At 63.2% G+C, this 14,411-nt stretch carries 18 protein-coding genes and 1 pseudogene; 7 read left to right on the top strand and 12 right to left on the bottom strand.

Annotation, left to right across the window (positions count from 1 at the left end; all coding sequences use genetic code 11):
• Positions 1 to 54 precede the first annotated feature (54 nt).
• From MWN33_RS11570 to MWN33_RS11555, 5 genes are all read right to left on the bottom strand, one after another.
• The gene (locus MWN33_RS11570; protein WP_247200839.1) at positions 55 to 444 is read right to left on the bottom strand and encodes a hypothetical protein; all 390 of its coding nucleotides are present in this window, start codon (positions 442 to 444) and stop codon (positions 55 to 57) included.
• An 18-nt stretch (positions 445 to 462) separates the two neighbouring features.
• A complete protein-coding gene (locus tag MWN33_RS11565) occupies positions 463 to 732 on the bottom strand; it encodes a hypothetical protein (RefSeq protein WP_247200837.1) in 270 nt (89 codons plus the stop codon).
• A gap of 3 nt (positions 733 to 735) precedes the next feature.
• Positions 736 to 864 carry a hypothetical protein gene (locus MWN33_RS19070; RefSeq protein ID WP_281493743.1) on the bottom strand — a complete coding sequence of 43 codons (129 nt, stop codon included), beginning with the start codon at positions 862 to 864 and terminating at the stop codon, positions 736 to 738.
• Between the two features lie 200 nt (positions 865 to 1,064).
• Positions 1,065 to 1,277: a cold-shock protein gene (locus tag MWN33_RS11560; protein WP_247200834.1), complete on the bottom strand. Its 213-nt coding sequence runs from the start codon at positions 1,275 to 1,277 to the stop codon at positions 1,065 to 1,067.
• Positions 1,278 to 1,642: 365 nt separating this feature from the next.
• Complete coding sequence (locus MWN33_RS11555) at positions 1,643 to 2,674, bottom strand: fatty acid desaturase (protein WP_247200832.1); 1,032 nt, start codon at positions 2,672 to 2,674, stop codon at positions 1,643 to 1,645.
• Between the two features lie 370 nt (positions 2,675 to 3,044).
• On the opposite strand from MWN33_RS11555, the gene MWN33_RS11550 reads away from it, so the two are divergent.
• A complete protein-coding gene (locus MWN33_RS11550) occupies positions 3,045 to 3,908 on the top strand; it encodes a transglutaminase family protein (RefSeq protein ID WP_247200829.1) in 864 nt (287 codons plus the stop codon).
• A 45-nt stretch (positions 3,909 to 3,953) separates the two neighbouring features.
• Here the strand turns inward: MWN33_RS11550 and nhaA are convergent, their stop codons facing one another.
• The 5 genes from nhaA to MWN33_RS11525 are packed head-to-tail and all read right to left on the bottom strand — an operon-like array spanning position 3,954 to position 7,067.
• Entirely contained in the window at positions 3,954 to 5,267 is a 1,314-nt protein-coding gene (nhaA, locus tag MWN33_RS11545; protein ID WP_247200826.1) for a Na+/H+ antiporter NhaA, read from the bottom strand.
• 50 nt (positions 5,268 to 5,317) lie between these two features.
• Positions 5,318 to 6,130 carry a transglutaminase-like domain-containing protein gene (locus MWN33_RS11540; protein ID WP_247200823.1) on the bottom strand — a complete coding sequence of 271 codons (813 nt, stop codon included), beginning with the start codon at positions 6,128 to 6,130 and terminating at the stop codon, positions 5,318 to 5,320.
• A gap of 27 nt (positions 6,131 to 6,157) precedes the next feature.
• Positions 6,158 to 6,433 carry a DUF1488 family protein gene (locus MWN33_RS11535; RefSeq protein ID WP_247200820.1) on the bottom strand — a complete coding sequence of 92 codons (276 nt, stop codon included), beginning with the start codon at positions 6,431 to 6,433 and terminating at the stop codon, positions 6,158 to 6,160.
• Positions 6,434 to 6,491: 58 nt separating this feature from the next.
• Entirely contained in the window at positions 6,492 to 6,734 is a 243-nt protein-coding gene (locus tag MWN33_RS11530) for a hypothetical protein (protein ID WP_247200817.1), read from the bottom strand.
• A gap of 30 nt (positions 6,735 to 6,764) precedes the next feature.
• Positions 6,765 to 7,067 (bottom strand): hypothetical protein, encoded by a 303-nt coding sequence (locus MWN33_RS11525; protein WP_247200813.1) that lies wholly within the window; start codon positions 7,065 to 7,067, stop codon positions 6,765 to 6,767.
• Between the two features lie 68 nt (positions 7,068 to 7,135).
• Here MWN33_RS11525 and MWN33_RS11520 point away from each other — a divergent pair, with 68 nt between their 5' ends.
• The 4 genes from MWN33_RS11520 to MWN33_RS11505 all read left to right on the top strand — a co-directional run bounded on the left by MWN33_RS11520 (position 7,136) and on the right by MWN33_RS11505 (position 10,103).
• A complete protein-coding gene (locus MWN33_RS11520; RefSeq protein WP_247200811.1) occupies positions 7,136 to 7,540 on the top strand; it encodes a hypothetical protein in 405 nt (134 codons plus the stop codon).
• Positions 7,541 to 7,645: 105 nt separating this feature from the next.
• Positions 7,646 to 7,963 carry a co-chaperone GroES gene (locus MWN33_RS11515; protein ID WP_247200808.1) on the top strand — a complete coding sequence of 106 codons (318 nt, stop codon included), beginning with the start codon at positions 7,646 to 7,648 and terminating at the stop codon, positions 7,961 to 7,963.
• 49 nt (positions 7,964 to 8,012) lie between these two features.
• A complete protein-coding gene (gene groL / locus MWN33_RS11510) occupies positions 8,013 to 9,638 on the top strand; it encodes a chaperonin GroEL (RefSeq protein ID WP_247200805.1) in 1,626 nt (541 codons plus the stop codon).
• Between the two features lie 72 nt (positions 9,639 to 9,710).
• Positions 9,711 to 10,103 carry a hypothetical protein gene (locus MWN33_RS11505; RefSeq protein ID WP_247200802.1) on the top strand — a complete coding sequence of 131 codons (393 nt, stop codon included), beginning with the start codon at positions 9,711 to 9,713 and terminating at the stop codon, positions 10,101 to 10,103.
• Between the two features lie 115 nt (positions 10,104 to 10,218).
• Here MWN33_RS11505 and MWN33_RS11500 read toward each other — a convergent pair whose 3' ends face one another.
• Together MWN33_RS11500 and MWN33_RS11495 are read right to left on the bottom strand one after the other, a co-directional pair.
• The gene (locus MWN33_RS11500) at positions 10,219 to 11,379 is read right to left on the bottom strand and encodes an extracellular catalytic domain type 1 short-chain-length polyhydroxyalkanoate depolymerase (protein ID WP_247200799.1); all 1,161 of its coding nucleotides are present in this window, start codon (positions 11,377 to 11,379) and stop codon (positions 10,219 to 10,221) included.
• A gap of 174 nt (positions 11,380 to 11,553) precedes the next feature.
• Positions 11,554 to 11,922, bottom strand: a complete 369-nt coding sequence (locus MWN33_RS11495; RefSeq protein ID WP_247200798.1) for a response regulator — start codon at positions 11,920 to 11,922, stop codon at positions 11,554 to 11,556.
• A 271-nt stretch (positions 11,923 to 12,193) separates the two neighbouring features.
• Here MWN33_RS11495 and MWN33_RS11490 point away from each other — a divergent pair, with 271 nt between their 5' ends.
• Entirely contained in the window at positions 12,194 to 13,651 is a 1,458-nt protein-coding gene (locus MWN33_RS11490; protein WP_247200795.1) for a PAS domain S-box protein, read from the top strand.
• Between the two features lie 273 nt (positions 13,652 to 13,924).
• Positions 13,925 to 14,411 (top strand): annotated as a pseudogene (locus tag MWN33_RS11485) (transposase); the annotation flags it as partial.

The following is a 14,411-nucleotide window of genomic DNA, read 5'->3' as shown; positions in this document are numbered from 1 at the left end:
GGGCGAGAGGCATGTGAACGGCGTTCCAAGCCAGATGCCGTTTCTCCGGCGTGCCTAACCGCGCGCGCCCCTGGCATGGAGCGGGGGGATCGAGGGCCGGTCCGGCCCTGTGGGCTGGGGTGCGTTCCATGCCGACCGGCGACGCCATTCGGCGGCTGCCGGCAGATCGCCCGCTACATCGACGTGCGCGGCGCCGTTACAGCTCGATGGCAAGCGCTTCTCGGAAAAACGAAGCCGCAGCCACCGGCCGTCGGCGGTCTGCAGCTTAAGGTCCGCGCGGCCGAATAATTCCCTGAGCACGGAAGCCGGCAGGCGGATTTCGCCGCAACTCGTCACCTGGCCGCCATTTGAGAGATACCCGTCGAAATCATACTGCGTCCGTGCGACCGCCGCGTTCCCGTACACGAGACGGCCGGTGCCACGAAGTCCGCCGAGATAGTCCATGCCCGATGTGTCCCTGGGTTAGACGCAAGATCCCGTTCTCAGGTCGGCGTCCAGCGCCTTCGCCAGTTCGTCGGGATTGACCGTAAAAACCTGGATGGAGCCGGCGGCGGCGATCGCGGGTGTGTGCAGCATCGTCGCGGAACGCCGATAGGCCAGAAAGGTGATGTCGGGGATATCTTCCTCATCGATCACCACCCGATAGGTCCCGGCAGGCTGCGAACGGTCGATCGTGCTCAGCTTGAACGGATGCCTGAACGTGACCGTCGTTTCCCGAGTACGCATGCCCATGGCTCAACCCTTCTTCTTAGGTGATCCAATGGACACCGGCGTCCCCTTGACGAGGGTAGGTGCCGCCACAGGCTCCTTGATCTTCTTCGGCTTCTTGGCTTCGCGATTGCCGCGTAACTGACCCTTGGCCATGGTTCGATCCTTATCTTTGCGTCGGCGGCGTCGCCGGTGAAATAAAAGCCCCGCGTCCTCGTGGAGGCGCGGGGCTGACAGGCGCCGGGCGCCTTCCGATCGCATCTATATCGTTCGCTCAGGCCGCCAGTACATCCGTGGTCGACTTGGCAAGGACGATCGAACATGGACGACTCGGGAACCCGGTTCCGTCGTTGCGATCAGCTCAGCGACTGGAGCTTGTCGGCGCTCGTCTTGCCGCTCCGCTGGTCAGCGACGAGCTCGAAGCCCACCTTCTGACCCTCGCGCAAATCGCTCAGACCGGCACGTTCCAATGCACTGATGTGAACGAACGCGTCGCGCCCGCCGTCATCTGGCGCAATGAATCCAAAGCCCCTCTGGGCACTGAACCATTTTACGGTTTCCGTGGTCATGGGAAACCTTTCGTGATTGTATTCTAGCTTGCCCACTCGAATGTGGGCCGTCGAAATCGCATTTTCAGGAAAAAGAGACGTAACGGCACGAAAACATATTCCGTGCGATGAACGTTCATCTTGCCGTGTATCGACGGATTTAATATGGCATCAGTCGAAAATATTACAAGGCTATCGGATTTTTAAATCGCAAATTCCAGAATCAGCAATTCCCGCTCCGGAAAAACGGCGTGTTTACGAGTGAACGGAAATTAATAGGGCGAGCCGTGTCACGGCGAACGCGTCGACGCCGATCCAGGCCCCAATGCGGCGTGCACTGGGGTTAAAGTCTCATTCGCGTTGGTGACGTCCGCAAATCCGGCCGCCTATCCGTAGAGCTGCCCCATTTCCCGGAAGGAGATCAGCCGCCGCTGCCGGTCATCCCATAGCGTCAGCCGCACGCAGCCGAAGCTCTCCCACAGCGTCAGGCGGCCGATGTCGCGCAGGTCGGGGTGGTCGCGCAGCACCTCCGGCAGGCGGTAATAGGGAATGCGGCTGCACAGATGGTGCACGTGGTGCATACCGATGTTGGCGGTGAACCAGCGCAGCACGCCCGGCAGGTCGTAATGCGAGCTGCCGTGCAGAGCGGCCTCGTGGAATTCCCAGCCCTCATTCCCGGACCAGTGTGTGCCTTCGAACTGGTGCTGCACGTAGAACAGCCAGACACCGGCTGCAGCCGCGAGGCAAACGATAGGCAGATGGACCAGCAGGAATGGCCCGATCCCTACCGACCATATGAGCAGGCCCGCCGTGAGGGCGACGGCGAGGTTCGTGGTCATCGTGCTGACCCATGGCGCCCAGCCCTTGCGAACAAAGCCGAGCGGCAGGCGGCTTTGCAGGAGGAAGACATAGATCGGGCCGATGCCGAACATCACCAGGGGATGCCTGTACAGGCGGTACTGGATCCGCCCCCAGCGGGAGCGCGCCAGATACTCGCGAACGGTCAGGGTGTCGACGTCGCCTATGCCGCGCCGGTCGAGATTCCCTGAACTGGCGTGGTGAATCGCATGGCTGCGCTTCCAGTGATCATAGGGCGTCAGCGTCAGCACGCCGATCGCCCGCCCGGTCCAGTCGTTGCCGCTTCTATTGCCGAAGAAAGAGCCATGGCCACAATCGTGCTGGATCATGAACAGGCGGACCAGGAATCCGGCCGCTGGCATGATGAGGAGCGCGTAGAGCCAGAACTGCTCCAGCTTCAGCGCCGTCAGCATGGCGCTCCAGGCGAGCGCGAAGGGAATGGCCGTGATGAGCAGCTCCCAGACGCTCCGTCGCGGATCGGATTGCCGATAGCCGTTCAGCCGGGCCATCCAGCTCTTTGCATCAGATTGCGCTGCGCCGCATTGGACAGCCGTAGGCATCGTGTCTCCAGATCCACGCGCGTCAAGCGCGTATCTCGGCGTGGATCATTGATGTTTTCGAGGTTTAGGCGCCGCCAACGGTAAGCTGAATATAGTTATGACATTAAAAATTGTTCGAATTAAGCAGCTGATATTCTCTTTGTGGAATTATTCGGCGACAGACCAGCTGCCTGCCTGTGATGAATTCGGTAATTTGCCACTAGACGCATTATTCGCCCCGCTCGTTATGGCCATCTCTGGCAATCGAGCGTCAGGGCGCCACATGCGGTGGATACCGGCCCGATCTTCCCTCCATCCGAGGCTGGGAAGCGGCCTCGGCGCGTGCCATCAAGCGGTTCTGCAGAGGTCCCGCTGACTGAATGGAGATGCAGTGAGCGTCCTGAAGATTCATCACAGCACGACCTATCGCTACAACAGGCCCGTGAGCTTGCGGCCGCATCAGATGATGCTGCGTCCCCGCGAGAGCCGGGAGCTTCGTCTGCGTTCGATCGACCTGACGATCACCCCCGGTGCGGTCGTGACGTGGGCCCATGACGTCGCCGGCAATATCGTGGCAACGGCGACCTTCCACGAGATGACAGACAAACTCGTCATCGAAAGCAGGGCCGAGATCGAGCTCGATGCGGTCGCATGGCCGGTATTCGATGTCGCCGCATCGGCGATCTTCTATCCCTTCCAGTACAGCGCGGACGAATGGACGGACCTTGGTGCCCTGACAACGCCTCAATATTCCGATCTCACAGAACGGCTGCGAACATGGAGCCGGACTTTCGTCCGGAGCGTGCCTACAGACACGCTTGCGCTGCTGAAGGACATCAATGCCGGCGTGGCGGCATGGATCTCCTATCAGAGCCGCGACGACGAGGGCACGCAGTCACCGGTCCACACGCTGGAACGCGGCTGGGGATCGTGCCGCGACATGGCCGTTCTCTTCGTCGAGGCCGTGCGGACCCTGGGCTTCGGCGCGCGGATCGTCTCGGGCTATCTGTACAATCCCTCCCAGGAGCTTGCGGGAATGACGGGCTCGGGATCAACCCATGCCTGGGCGGAGGTCTATGTACCCGGAGCGGGCTGGATCACTTTCGATCCAACGAATCGCAACGTCGGCGGCGTCAACCTCATCCCGGTCGCCGTCGGCCGCGATATTCGGCATGTGATGCCGGTGATCGGGGAATTCTTCGGGATGAACGATGCGTTCGAAACGATGTCGGTCGAGGTTTCCGTCTGGGCGTAAAGGCAATGGAGCACGACCCTTCGGTCAGCCGCCGCGCGTATGGCGCTATGGCGTTCTGCGAGACGTCAGCCAGTTCAACGCCAGGAAGCCGGTTGCTGCCGAGATGATGGAGGCGCCGAGAATGCCGTGCTTGACCGAGTCCAGAAGCGTGGCCTCGAAGGCAAGTTCGGCAATGAAAAGCGCCATGGTGAACCCGATCCCGGTCAGCAGGCTTCCTGCCACCAGCAGGCTCCACGACAGCTCGCGCGGACGGATCCCCAAGCGCAGCTTCACGGCAACGACGCTGAAGAGCACCACCCCGATGGGCTTGCCCACCACGAAGGCCGCGACAATCGCACTGGTGAGAGTGGCATCAAATCTTGTCGCCGCCATCGGCACGCCGGCATTGGCAAGGGCAAAGAGCGGCATGACGGCGAAAGCCACCCAGGGATGAAGAGCGATCTCCAGACGCTCGATCGGCGACAGCGCCTCGCGCGTGGCGACACCCGCTCGATGGAGGTCGCCGCGTGCTGCGGCATCTCCGCTCCAGTGGTCGCCGGGGGGATAGGCGACCACGCGATCGAGGATCGCATGCAAACGTGTGTCACTCACCCAGCTCCGCGCCGGCGTCATCAGTCCGAGGATTACCCCGGTCAATGTCGCGTGGATGCCCGAGGCATCGAACGCCAGCCAGATGCCGCTCCCTATCGCGAAATAGACGGGAATGTTGCGGACCCCCAAACGCGAGATTCCGGCAACCACGGCAAGTCCGATCCCGGCAGCGCCAAGAGCGGCCCAGTTCAAGGTGTCGCCATAGCCAATCGCCACCACGAGGATGGCACCCACGTCGTCGAAAATCGCCAGCGAAAGGAGGAACAGCCGCAAGCTCTCCGGAATGCGCGAGCCGAGCATCGCCAGACATCCAATGACGAAGGCGGTGTCAGTGGACATGACTGTGCCCCAGCCGCTTGCGCCCGGCCCACTGCCAACAACAAGCAGAAACATCCCGGCTGGCACCAGCATCCCGCCGAAGGCAGCCGCCAAAGGCAGGGCGGCGACGCGCGGGATGCACAGTTCCCCAAGCACCAGTTCGCGTTTCAGCTCAAGCGCGATGACAAAGAAAAAGAGCGTCATCAGCCCGTCGTTGATCCAGTGCTTGAGCGAACGCGAGACCTCGATCTCGCCGAGCCGAATCCCCGCCGGCATATCCCATACGGCGAGGAATGAGGCCGACCATGCTGTGTTGGCGAGCAGCAGTGCGAGGAGCGTGCTCAGCAGCAGGATCACGCCCGTCATAGCCTCGATGCGCAGGAAGCGCATGAAAGGCCGGGTGAACCGGTCAGCCGGTTCTCTGGGAAGCCGCGCGAGGCTCTCGTTCATTCGGCAAGCCTGCTCCGGGCTCCCATCGCCGCCAGCGGAGGTCCCTGCGCCTATGACAGTCCCTGGACCTCGTAGGTCCACACCCGAAAGGACTTCAGAACATGAGGCCCGAAGGAATTGATCAGCGGTATGTCGGCGGCGTCGCGCCCGCGGGCGACGACGATCCGACCGACCCGCGGCACGTTGTTGCGGGGATCGAAGGTGTGCCATGCGCCGTCGAGAAAGACCTCGATCCAGGCGCTGAAATCCATCGGATCGACGACCGGCACGCCGATGTCGCCGAGATGCCCGTTCACATAGCGGGCCGGAATGTTGAGGCAGCGGCAGAAGGCGACGGCGAGATGGGCGAAGTCGCGGCAGACGCCGACGCGCTCCTGAAACGTCTCGAATGCCGTTCGCGTGGAGCGGGCCTGCATGTAGTCAAAGCGGATGTGGTTGTGAACGAAGTCGCAGATCGCCTGCACGCGGCCCCAGCCAGGCGCGAGTGTGCCGAACAGGTCCCACGCCGTCTGGCTGAGACGGTCGGTTTCGCAGTAGCGGCTACCCATTAGATAGACGAGGCATTCGTCCGGCAGTTCGGGGACGGCCATTTCCCGAGCGGCCGGTAGCATCGGATCCGGCCTGCCATCATCCTCGATCGTGGCGTCGCCCCAGATTGTCAGGTCGCCCGCGGGCGCGACAAGCCGCCGGCATCGATTACCGAAGAGATCGCGATAGGTCGATGTCGGGACATCGGGCGTGGTGAAGAATGTCTCATCCGCCCGGATATCGGCGGCGCGATCCTCATGGACGGACAGCAGGCAGACAAGCGCGGTCGGCTGCTGGCAGGTCAGCGTTATCTCATAGCCGTAGCGGATTAGCATGAAGGATTCCTGGAAGCATCGATCCGTCTAGCGGATGTCGGCGGCGGTGAGGATGTATGGGGCGCGGCGGCCATTCGAATAGGCCTTGGCGGCGGCGGCATAGATGGAGGTTCGCCGGGCGTCGAAAGCGGAAAGGCATGCCGTTTCCGACGGCTCCGACATGAACAACTCAGGGGCCGAATTCACCAGCGCGCCGATGTCGACAAGGAACGCAACCTCGAACATGCCATCATAGCCGGTAAACCGAACGGCGTTCCGCGCCGTGTCGAGGCTGCGGCTCGGATTGGGGAACGCCAGTGTCATGACGACCCTGCCATGATTCCAGATGTGTCGCTCCGGGCGAGCATGAGACCAGATCGGTTCACGGCGATGGCCTCTCCTTTTGCTCCAGAGCGGCGTCGAAGGCGCAGGAATGAAGTGTGCGGCCGCTCTCGTCGAAGATAACCAGAGCATCGGGCCGCTGCGGCATGTCGAGCGACTGAGCCAGCGACCGTGCCATCTCGATGGCAGCGTCGAGGTCGGCCACGTCCATAGCTTCGCGACCGACCACCGCATGCGCGTCGTCCTGCTTCCGGATGCGATAGAATTCGATCACGATCTTCATCACATTCTCCAGCAGCAGGGATAGAGGCGGTCAGCCACGGAACGTCCTTGCGGCCAGAGAGGATTCCTCGTCCGCCTTTTCATGGCGAACCATTTCCAGGCTGTCCTCCGTTGCAACCCGCTCGTGCAGTTCGCTGTCGTTGCGGATGCGATACTGCAGCGAAGTCCCACTCGGCGGCAGCATGCGGGTGATGCGGTAGATGTCGCCAAACCGGGAGGTGAAGACGCCGTATCCGCCCCGGAGCCTGACGGTCTGGCCAATCGTGAAGAGATGAATCGCGGCGTCGCTTTGGATCGGGCGAGCACTGCGTTGCGGGGTGCTTGTAGCAGTCATGATAGCTTAGGTCCTTTGAGATATGGCGGCCAGCCGCACCAAGCGGCGACCTGCCATGTCGAATGCCAGTGGCGGTCGGCGGCCAATCCGGCGATGGCGAACGCGCGCCGCAAGCCGATATGGAAAGCCGCTCCTGTTCGAACCGGGACGACCATGCTGGCACCACATCCGCGGTCCGCAGGAGCGTTCAGGATCCGAACAGCGCGATATGCGCGCCGGCTCGGCGCCACGCATCGGTTGTTGAGAGCTTGACGGTGATCGCGGTCAATGTCGGTGACGCCGCGAAGAGCTCACCCGAGAGAATTTACAAATACATCCTCTTTGCGTTCCAAGCAAGGCAGAATCGCTCAAACAGAAATATATCTGCCGCCCATCTGCTGATTCTGAAAAATAAAAATTCAGACAAACACATCAGTTTTTCTGTTGGGATCCGCCTGTTCCTCGATAGAAATGTTGGCCGGCTGGTTCAATGAACCGCATCAACGAAATTACAATTCTGGCAGTTCTATCGCCTGAGTGCCAAAGGCGCTATATTGCCGTTGCGGCCCCCCCTTTACGCCGGCCGCAGAAAGAACCCCATGAAATTCCGGCCACTCCACGACCGCGTCGTCATCCGACGTTCGGAAGGCGGTCTCGTATCCAAGGGCGGGATCATTATTCCCGACACCGCGAAGGAAAAGCCGCAGCAAGGCGAAGTCGTCGCCCACGGCCCCGGCCAGCGCGACTTAAGCGGGAAGCTGGTTCCGCTCGATGTGCAGACCGGCGACCTCGTCCTGTTCGGCAAATGGTCCGGCACCGAGGTGAAGATCGACGGCGAAGACCTCCTGATCATGAAGGAGGCCGACCTCCTGGGCGTCGTCGAGAGGACCGCAGCGACGGGCCAGCAAGCCGCCTGACGGCCGATCTCCGATTCCCGCCTCCCAAGACCGAACTGGACCTAACCCTATGTCCGCCAAGGAAATCCGCTTTGCCACCGACGCCCGCGACCGCATGCTGCGCGGCGTCGAGCTGCTCAACAATGCCGTCAAGGTGACGCTCGGTCCGAAGGGCCGCAACGTCATCATCGAGAAGGCCTACGGCGCCCCGCGCATCACCAAGGACGGCGTCACTGTCGCCAAGGAGATCGAGCTCGAGAACAAGTTCGAGAATATGGGCGCCCAGATGGTGCGCGAAGTGGCCTCGAAGACCAACGACCTCGCTGGCGACGGCACCACCACCGCCACCGTGCTCGCCGCCTCCATCCTGCGCGAGGGCGCCAAGCTGGTCGCCGCCGGGATGAACCCGATGGACCTCAAGCGCGGCATCGATCTCGGCGTGGCCGCGGTGGTCAAGGAAATCCAGGCCCGCGCCCGGAAGGTCGAGTCCTCGGCCGAAATCGCGCAGGTCGGCACGATTGCCGCCAATGGCGACGCCGATATCGGCGAGATGATCGCGAGGGCAATGGACAAGGTCGGCAACGAGGGCGTCATCACCGTCGAGGAGGCTCGCACGGCCGAGACCGAGCTCGACGTGGTCGAGGGCATGCAGTTCGACCGCGGCTACCTCTCGCCCTATTTCATCACCAACACCGAGAAGATGCGCGCGGAGCTGGAGGACCCCTATGTCCTCATCCACGAGAAGAAGCTCGGCAATCTGCAGGGGCTGCTGCCGATCCTCGAAGCGGTGGTGCAGACCGGCCGACCGCTGCTGATAATCTCCGAGGACGTCGAGGGCGAGGCGCTCGCCACCCTCGTCGTCAACAAGCTGCGCGGCGGTCTCAAGGTCGCGGCGGTCAAGGCGCCCGGCTTCGGCGACCGCCGCAAGGCCATGCTGGAAGACATCGCGGTCCTCACGGCGGGCCAGATGATCTCCGACGATCTCGGCATCAAGCTGGAGAACGTCACCATCGAGATGCTCGGTCGGGCCAAGCGCGTGCTGATCGAGAAGGAAACCACGACGATCATCGACGGCGCCGGCAAGAAGAAGACCATCGAGGCGCGCATCGCCCAGATCAAGGCGCAGATCGAGGAGACCACCTCGGACTACGACCGCGAGAAGCTGCAGGAGCGCCTCGCCAAGCTCGCCGGCGGCGTCGCGGTGATCCGCGTCGGCGGCGCCACCGAGACCGAGGTCAAGGAAAAGAAGGACCGCATCGACGATGCGCTAAACGCGACCCGTGCCGCGGTCGAGGAAGGCATCGTCCCTGGCGGCGGCGTCGCGCTGCTGCGCGCCAGATCCACCCTGCGCGCTCTGGTGGGCGGCAATGCCGACGTGACGGCCGGCATCCTGATCGTGCTCAGGGCGCTCGAGGCGCCGATCCGCCAGATCGCCGAGAATGCCGGCGTGGAAGGTTCGATCGTGGTGGGCAAGCTCACCGACGGCAAGGATCACAACCAGGGCTTCGACGCGCAGACCGAGACCTATGTCGACATGATCAAGGCCGGCATCGTCGACCCCGCCAAGGTGGTGCGCACCGCCCTGCAGGACGCCGGCTCGATCGCGGCGCTGCTGATCACCGCCGAAGCGATGATCGCCGACATTCCCGTCAAGGAGACCGCCTCGCCGGCCGGCAATGGCGGCATGGGCTCCTGACGCAGTGCCTGACTCGTCCGGCCAACTGCGTCGGACAGCGGAATCCACCATCACTCGCCAAGGAGACTTCCAATGGCCATGCAGGACAGCCGCAAGACATCACTCAGCCAGCGCATTGACGACTATCGACCCTCCAAGATGATCCTCGTATGGGCCTGCGTCGCCACGGCGGCGGCCACGATGATCATCGGCTTCAACTGGGGTGGCTGGGTGACCGGCGGCACCTCACGCGCGGAGGCCGCAACCGCAGGCGATGTCGCGCGCGGGGAGCTGGCATCTGCCATCTGCGCCGAGCGGTTCAACGCCGCGCCGGATGCGCCTGCGAAGCGCGCCGAGTTCAAGGCGCTTCCCGACAATTACAAGAAGCGCCAGTTCGTCGAGGAAGGCGGCTGGGCGATCATGCCCGGCCAGACTTCGCCTGACCGCCGCGGCGTCGAAGGTTGCGCGACGGCTCTCGCCACCTGATCGGTCTCGAGGGCGAGCGGCCCTGCCATCCGGGCTGCGTGCGATGTCTTCGGCAACGACTGCCGATTGCATTGGGCGGCGTGCACATGTTCGGCGGAGGCCCGTTCCCCCGGACTCAGCGCATCAGACCCGCACTGCGCAGCGCATCTTCGATGATCTTCCGCACGGAGCTCTCATGAGCCGAGCCATGGATGACAGGACGTGCCTGAGGACCACTCGCTCCCGCACCCCGTATGCCTGAAAGGCGGGTTTCTGGAGGAAGGAAAGTGGCACGAGAAGCTTCGGACATATCTGGACCGACGTCTGGCGATAGATCGTCATCAGCCTCGACGAGGCCCCAAAACCCGGCAATCTCTCGGGTCGAGGAGATGCCGACGTCCAGCATATAGGGCCCCGGCGTGCCCAGTTCGTTGCCGAGCGGCGTGCCGTGGCCCATAGCAGCGACCGTGTTGAGCTCGATCACCGCCTCGCCCGCGCCGTTGCACCAGGTCCGCCGCCAGCGCGTGCCCTGTCTTTCGGTTCGCGTCGCCGCCGCATCCAGTCCGTGCACGCTGCGCCATTGCGCGGCGATGTCCTCGGCGTTGGAGGGAGCGACCGTGTGATCGGCCGAACCCTGCCAGATGGTAATTCGCGGCCACGGGCCGGAATGGTCGGACGCTTCGCGCAGCAACCGCCAGAGCTCGGCGTCGGAAGCAGGGCCATGGCCGTGCATGCAGCTGAACGCCTCGGGAACCGTCGTGGCGCGGCCATAGGCGAGGCCGGCGATGATGCCACCTGCCGCGAACACCTCCGGATAGGTCGCAAGCATGACGCTGGCCATGGCGCCGCCGGCCGATAGACCGGTGACGAAGACCCTGCTCCGGTCGAGATCATGAGCAAGGATCATCGACTCGATCATCTGTCGGATCGAAAGAGCCTCACCGTGGTTGCGCCGCGTATCCTCCGGGTGGAACCAGTTGAAACACAGGTTCGGATTGTTGTCGTGCCGCTGCTCCGGATAGAGCAACGCGAAGCCGGCTCGATCGGCAAGCTCCGACCAGCCGGAATGATGATCGTACCCCGCCGCATTCTGCGTGCAGCCATGCAGCACGACGACGAGCGGCGCACCCGGACGGATGCCGGGCGGCAGATAGAAGCGCGCCCTCAACGCTCCAGGATTCGTCCCGAAGGTGGTGAGCGTCAACAGCCGGTCGGCATGGACGGGATCGGCGGAGAAAGTGCCCTTTTGCCCGCGCAGGACTGCAAGTCGGGCAAGCGCATCCGAGATGTTTCGCAAGCGAGGCGTCCTTTGTTGTGACGCCCGGACGGGCGACGAATTGGAACAACGCACATGCAGCAATATTGTGCTGCATTGCACAATGGCAAGAGGCTTGGAATTCCGATGGGAGCGCCTTGCCGCTGACGAGCGGCGCGCGGCGATCTTCATGATCCAGACGTTGGCACCTCGGAACTATTCGCCAGCGACCAAGTCATGCATCGACCTGGCGACATCACGTTGCCGATAGGGCTTGGCGAAGAAAACGCTCCCTGCAGGAAGCTCGGAGGCGTCGACGGATCTGTGTCCGGACGTGACGATGATGTGTACGGGAGGCCAGCGGTCGCGCACTGCCGCCGAGAGCTTCAGCCCATCCATGCTGCCCGGCATGTCAATGTCGGTAAAGAGCAGTCGGATGTTCGGGACGGCCTGCATGATCTCAAGAGCCTGATCGGCTCCGGCCGCCTCATGCACCTCGAATCCCTGGCCGGAGAGATAATCGGCGATGTCGATGCGCACGAGCACCTCGTCCTCGACGACCAGCACGGCGATTGGCGTACGCATGAGACCCGGCACCGGTGCGGTTGGAGGCGGAAGAGCAATTGGACTGAACGCGCCATCGCAGCGAAAGGTCCCGAACTTCTTCCCCGCTGGATCCTTTAGTCGCGCGGCAGGCCGTTGTGAGCACTATCACACGGTGCTGAGCCGGCATGGTCGATATGTTGACAGCCTGCGGTGAGTTCATATCACCTGCCAAAGGCCGCACGGCGCCTGTCGATTTCCGCGTGCAAGCCACTTTTGAGCTGAGGCGGGCTCGAATAACAGGGAGACAGCTATGTCGTCTCGGTCTTCGGCGGAAAGCGCCAATGGCGCATATGAGGCACCCGCTGGGACCGCCGACCCGTCCGCTGTTTTGATCGGATGGGAGCAGACGCGCCTACACGACTTTCTGAAGGCTTTTCCCCAGGCCGTCTATGTGACCGATGCGGCGGGCTGCCTCGTCTTCTTCAACGAGGTGGCGCGGCATCTTTGGCCAACGGAACCGCAACTGGGCACGGGAGACTTCGCGCGATCATGGAGGCTCTTCTGGCCGGATGGTCGGCCTATGGCCTATGCACAGTCGCCGATGGCCGCGCCCCCCGCGGAGCGCCGGGCCGGCCGGGGACATGAGCTCGTCATCGAGGTGCCGAACGGATCGCGCATGAGCGTCCTGGCGTTCTCGACGCGGCTGCTCGATGACGGCGGGACGTTGACGGGCATCGTCAACCTGCTGGTGGACATGTCCGATCGCGCCGTCGCCTACGAAGCCGCCCAGCGTCTGGCAGCTATCGTCGAGACATCGGCCGATGCGATCCTCACCAAGGATCTCGATGGCATCATCACCAGCTGGAACGGCGGGGCCGAACGGCTGTTCGGCTATGCCGCCGAGGAGATCGTCGGCAAATCGGTTTCGATGCTCGTGCTGGCCGACCGTCCCGACGAAGAGCCGAACATCCTGGCGCGCATCCGCGCCGGCGAGCGCATCGAGCACTATGAGACGACGAGGCGCCGGAAGGACGGCAGCCTGGTCGACATCTCGCTGTCGGTCTCGCCGATACAGGACCATTCCGGACGGATCATGGGCGCCTCGACGATCGCGCGGGACATCAGCGAGCGGCGGCGCGCCGAGGAGCAGCAGCATCTTCTCATCCGGGAGATGGATCACCGGGTGAAGAACCTGTTCTCGCTGGCGAGCAGCATCGTCTCCCTCAGCCGGAGGTCGGCGACGAGCGTGGACGATCTCGCCTCCGCTGTCATGTCGCGGCTGATCGCCCTGTCGCAGGCACATGCCCTGACGGTGCCGCACACCTCCACGGCCAGCACACGATTGCAGCAAGGGACGACACTGCACACGCTCATGCGCACCATCCTGTCGCCATATGACGAATGCGACGGGAAGCCTGGGTCCCGTGTCACAATCGAAGGGCCGGATATCGATGTCGCTGGCGGCGCGGTGACCGGTTTCGCCCTGTTGTTCCATGAATTCGCGACGAATGCAGCCAAATATGGCGCTCTATCGGTGCCGGGCGGAGGGATGGACATCCGCTGTGAGGATCAAGGAGCGACCTTCGTCCTGACCTGGAGAGAGCGTGGCGGCCCGCAGATCGCTCGCGCTCCCGACGGTGACGGCTTCGGCAGCCTCCTCGCGCGCTCCACCGTGCGCGGCCAGCTAGGTGGCGAGATTGAGCGCGAATGGAAGCCGGAGGGTCTTTTCATCCGGCTGGTCGTCGCGACGGACCGGCTCGCCGGCTAGCGCTGCCGCTCGTCTCAGGCACCGCCGTTCCCAAATGTCCCTGGACATCCGACCGGGCCGAGAATGTCACCTGCCCGGGGCCTGATAGCGGATATCGTCGCCATCACGCCGACGTGCGCCGATCAGGGCAGCACCGGTGGTAGGGGTCGCGGATGGACAATGCCGCTGGTTTCGCAACCGAGCTTTCTCGGCCCCTACGCTTTCGCTCTTTCTGGCCTTCTGCCGGTTTCGTCGACACCGAGATTGGGTGTTTCATGAAGCCGGAGGTGGCGGATGCAGCGACGGAAGTTTTCGCGGGAGTTCAAGGTTGAAGCGGTTCGGCTGATCAAGGAGCGGGGCGTCTCGGCGGCTCAGGCCGCGCGCGATCTCGACGTGCACGAGAACGTGCTGCGCAGATGGGTGCGAGAACTGGCGTTCGATCCCCGCCAGGCCTTTCCGGGTCATGGTCAGATGAAGCCGGAGCAGCTTGAGATCGAGAAGCTGCGGCGGGAGGTCGCCAAACTCAAGGCGGAGCGTGACATCCTAAAAAAGGCCGCAGCCTACTTCGCGAAGGACGTGACATGAGGTTCGCGTTCATTGCGAAGCACCGGGGGATCTGGCGGCTCCTCGTTTGAAGATTGGGCATGGCTTTGCGAAGCGCTGGATGTGTCGCGGTCGGGCTTCCATGCCTGGCTCAGCCGGAAGCCCAGCCATCGCAGCCTGGAGGATGAGGAGATCGGCGCCAAGGTGCGGGCGAGCTTCATCGGCTCAGCGCGCACCT

This window comes from Ancylobacter koreensis (assembly GCF_023016525.1).
GTDB classification, from domain to species: Bacteria; Pseudomonadota; Alphaproteobacteria; order Rhizobiales; family Xanthobacteraceae; genus Ancylobacter; species Ancylobacter koreensis.
Note: the sequence above shows the minus strand (reverse complement) of the source record. Positions and strands in the feature narration are given on the sequence as shown.

Excerpts from the sequence above, each read along its gene's own strand:
- nhaA (WP_247200826.1), bottom strand. The coding sequence starts at position 5,267 with ATGAACGAGAGCCTCGCGCGGCTTCCCAGAGAACCGGCTGACCGGTTC.
- MWN33_RS11535 (WP_247200820.1), bottom strand. The coding sequence starts at position 6,433 with ATGACACTGGCGTTCCCCAATCCGAGCCGCAGCCTCGACACGGCGCGG.
- MWN33_RS11490 (WP_247200795.1), top strand. The coding sequence starts at position 12,194 with ATGTCGTCTCGGTCTTCGGCGGAAAGCGCCAATGGCGCATATGAGGCA.
- MWN33_RS11560 (WP_247200834.1), bottom strand. The coding sequence starts at position 1,277 with ATGACCACGGAAACCGTAAAATGGTTCAGTGCCCAGAGGGGCTTTGGA.
- MWN33_RS11565 (WP_247200837.1), bottom strand. The coding sequence starts at position 732 with ATGGGCATGCGTACTCGGGAAACGACGGTCACGTTCAGGCATCCGTTC.
- MWN33_RS11540 (WP_247200823.1), bottom strand. The coding sequence starts at position 6,130 with ATGCTAATCCGCTACGGCTATGAGATAACGCTGACCTGCCAGCAGCCG.
- MWN33_RS11505 (WP_247200802.1), top strand. The coding sequence starts at position 9,711 with ATGGCCATGCAGGACAGCCGCAAGACATCACTCAGCCAGCGCATTGAC.
- MWN33_RS11515 (WP_247200808.1), top strand. The coding sequence starts at position 7,646 with ATGAAATTCCGGCCACTCCACGACCGCGTCGTCATCCGACGTTCGGAA.
- MWN33_RS11495 (WP_247200798.1), bottom strand. The coding sequence starts at position 11,922 with ATGCGTACGCCAATCGCCGTGCTGGTCGTCGAGGACGAGGTGCTCGTG.
- MWN33_RS19070 (WP_281493743.1), bottom strand. The coding sequence starts at position 864 with ATGGCCAAGGGTCAGTTACGCGGCAATCGCGAAGCCAAGAAGCCGAAG.
- groL (WP_247200805.1), top strand. The coding sequence starts at position 8,013 with ATGTCCGCCAAGGAAATCCGCTTTGCCACCGACGCCCGCGACCGCATG.
- MWN33_RS11555 (WP_247200832.1), bottom strand. The coding sequence starts at position 2,674 with ATGCCTACGGCTGTCCAATGCGGCGCAGCGCAATCTGATGCAAAGAGC.
- MWN33_RS11530 (WP_247200817.1), bottom strand. The coding sequence starts at position 6,734 with ATGAAGATCGTGATCGAATTCTATCGCATCCGGAAGCAGGACGACGCG.
- MWN33_RS11570 (WP_247200839.1), bottom strand. The coding sequence starts at position 444 with ATGGACTATCTCGGCGGACTTCGTGGCACCGGCCGTCTCGTGTACGGG.
- MWN33_RS11525 (WP_247200813.1), bottom strand. The coding sequence starts at position 7,067 with ATGACTGCTACAAGCACCCCGCAACGCAGTGCTCGCCCGATCCAAAGC.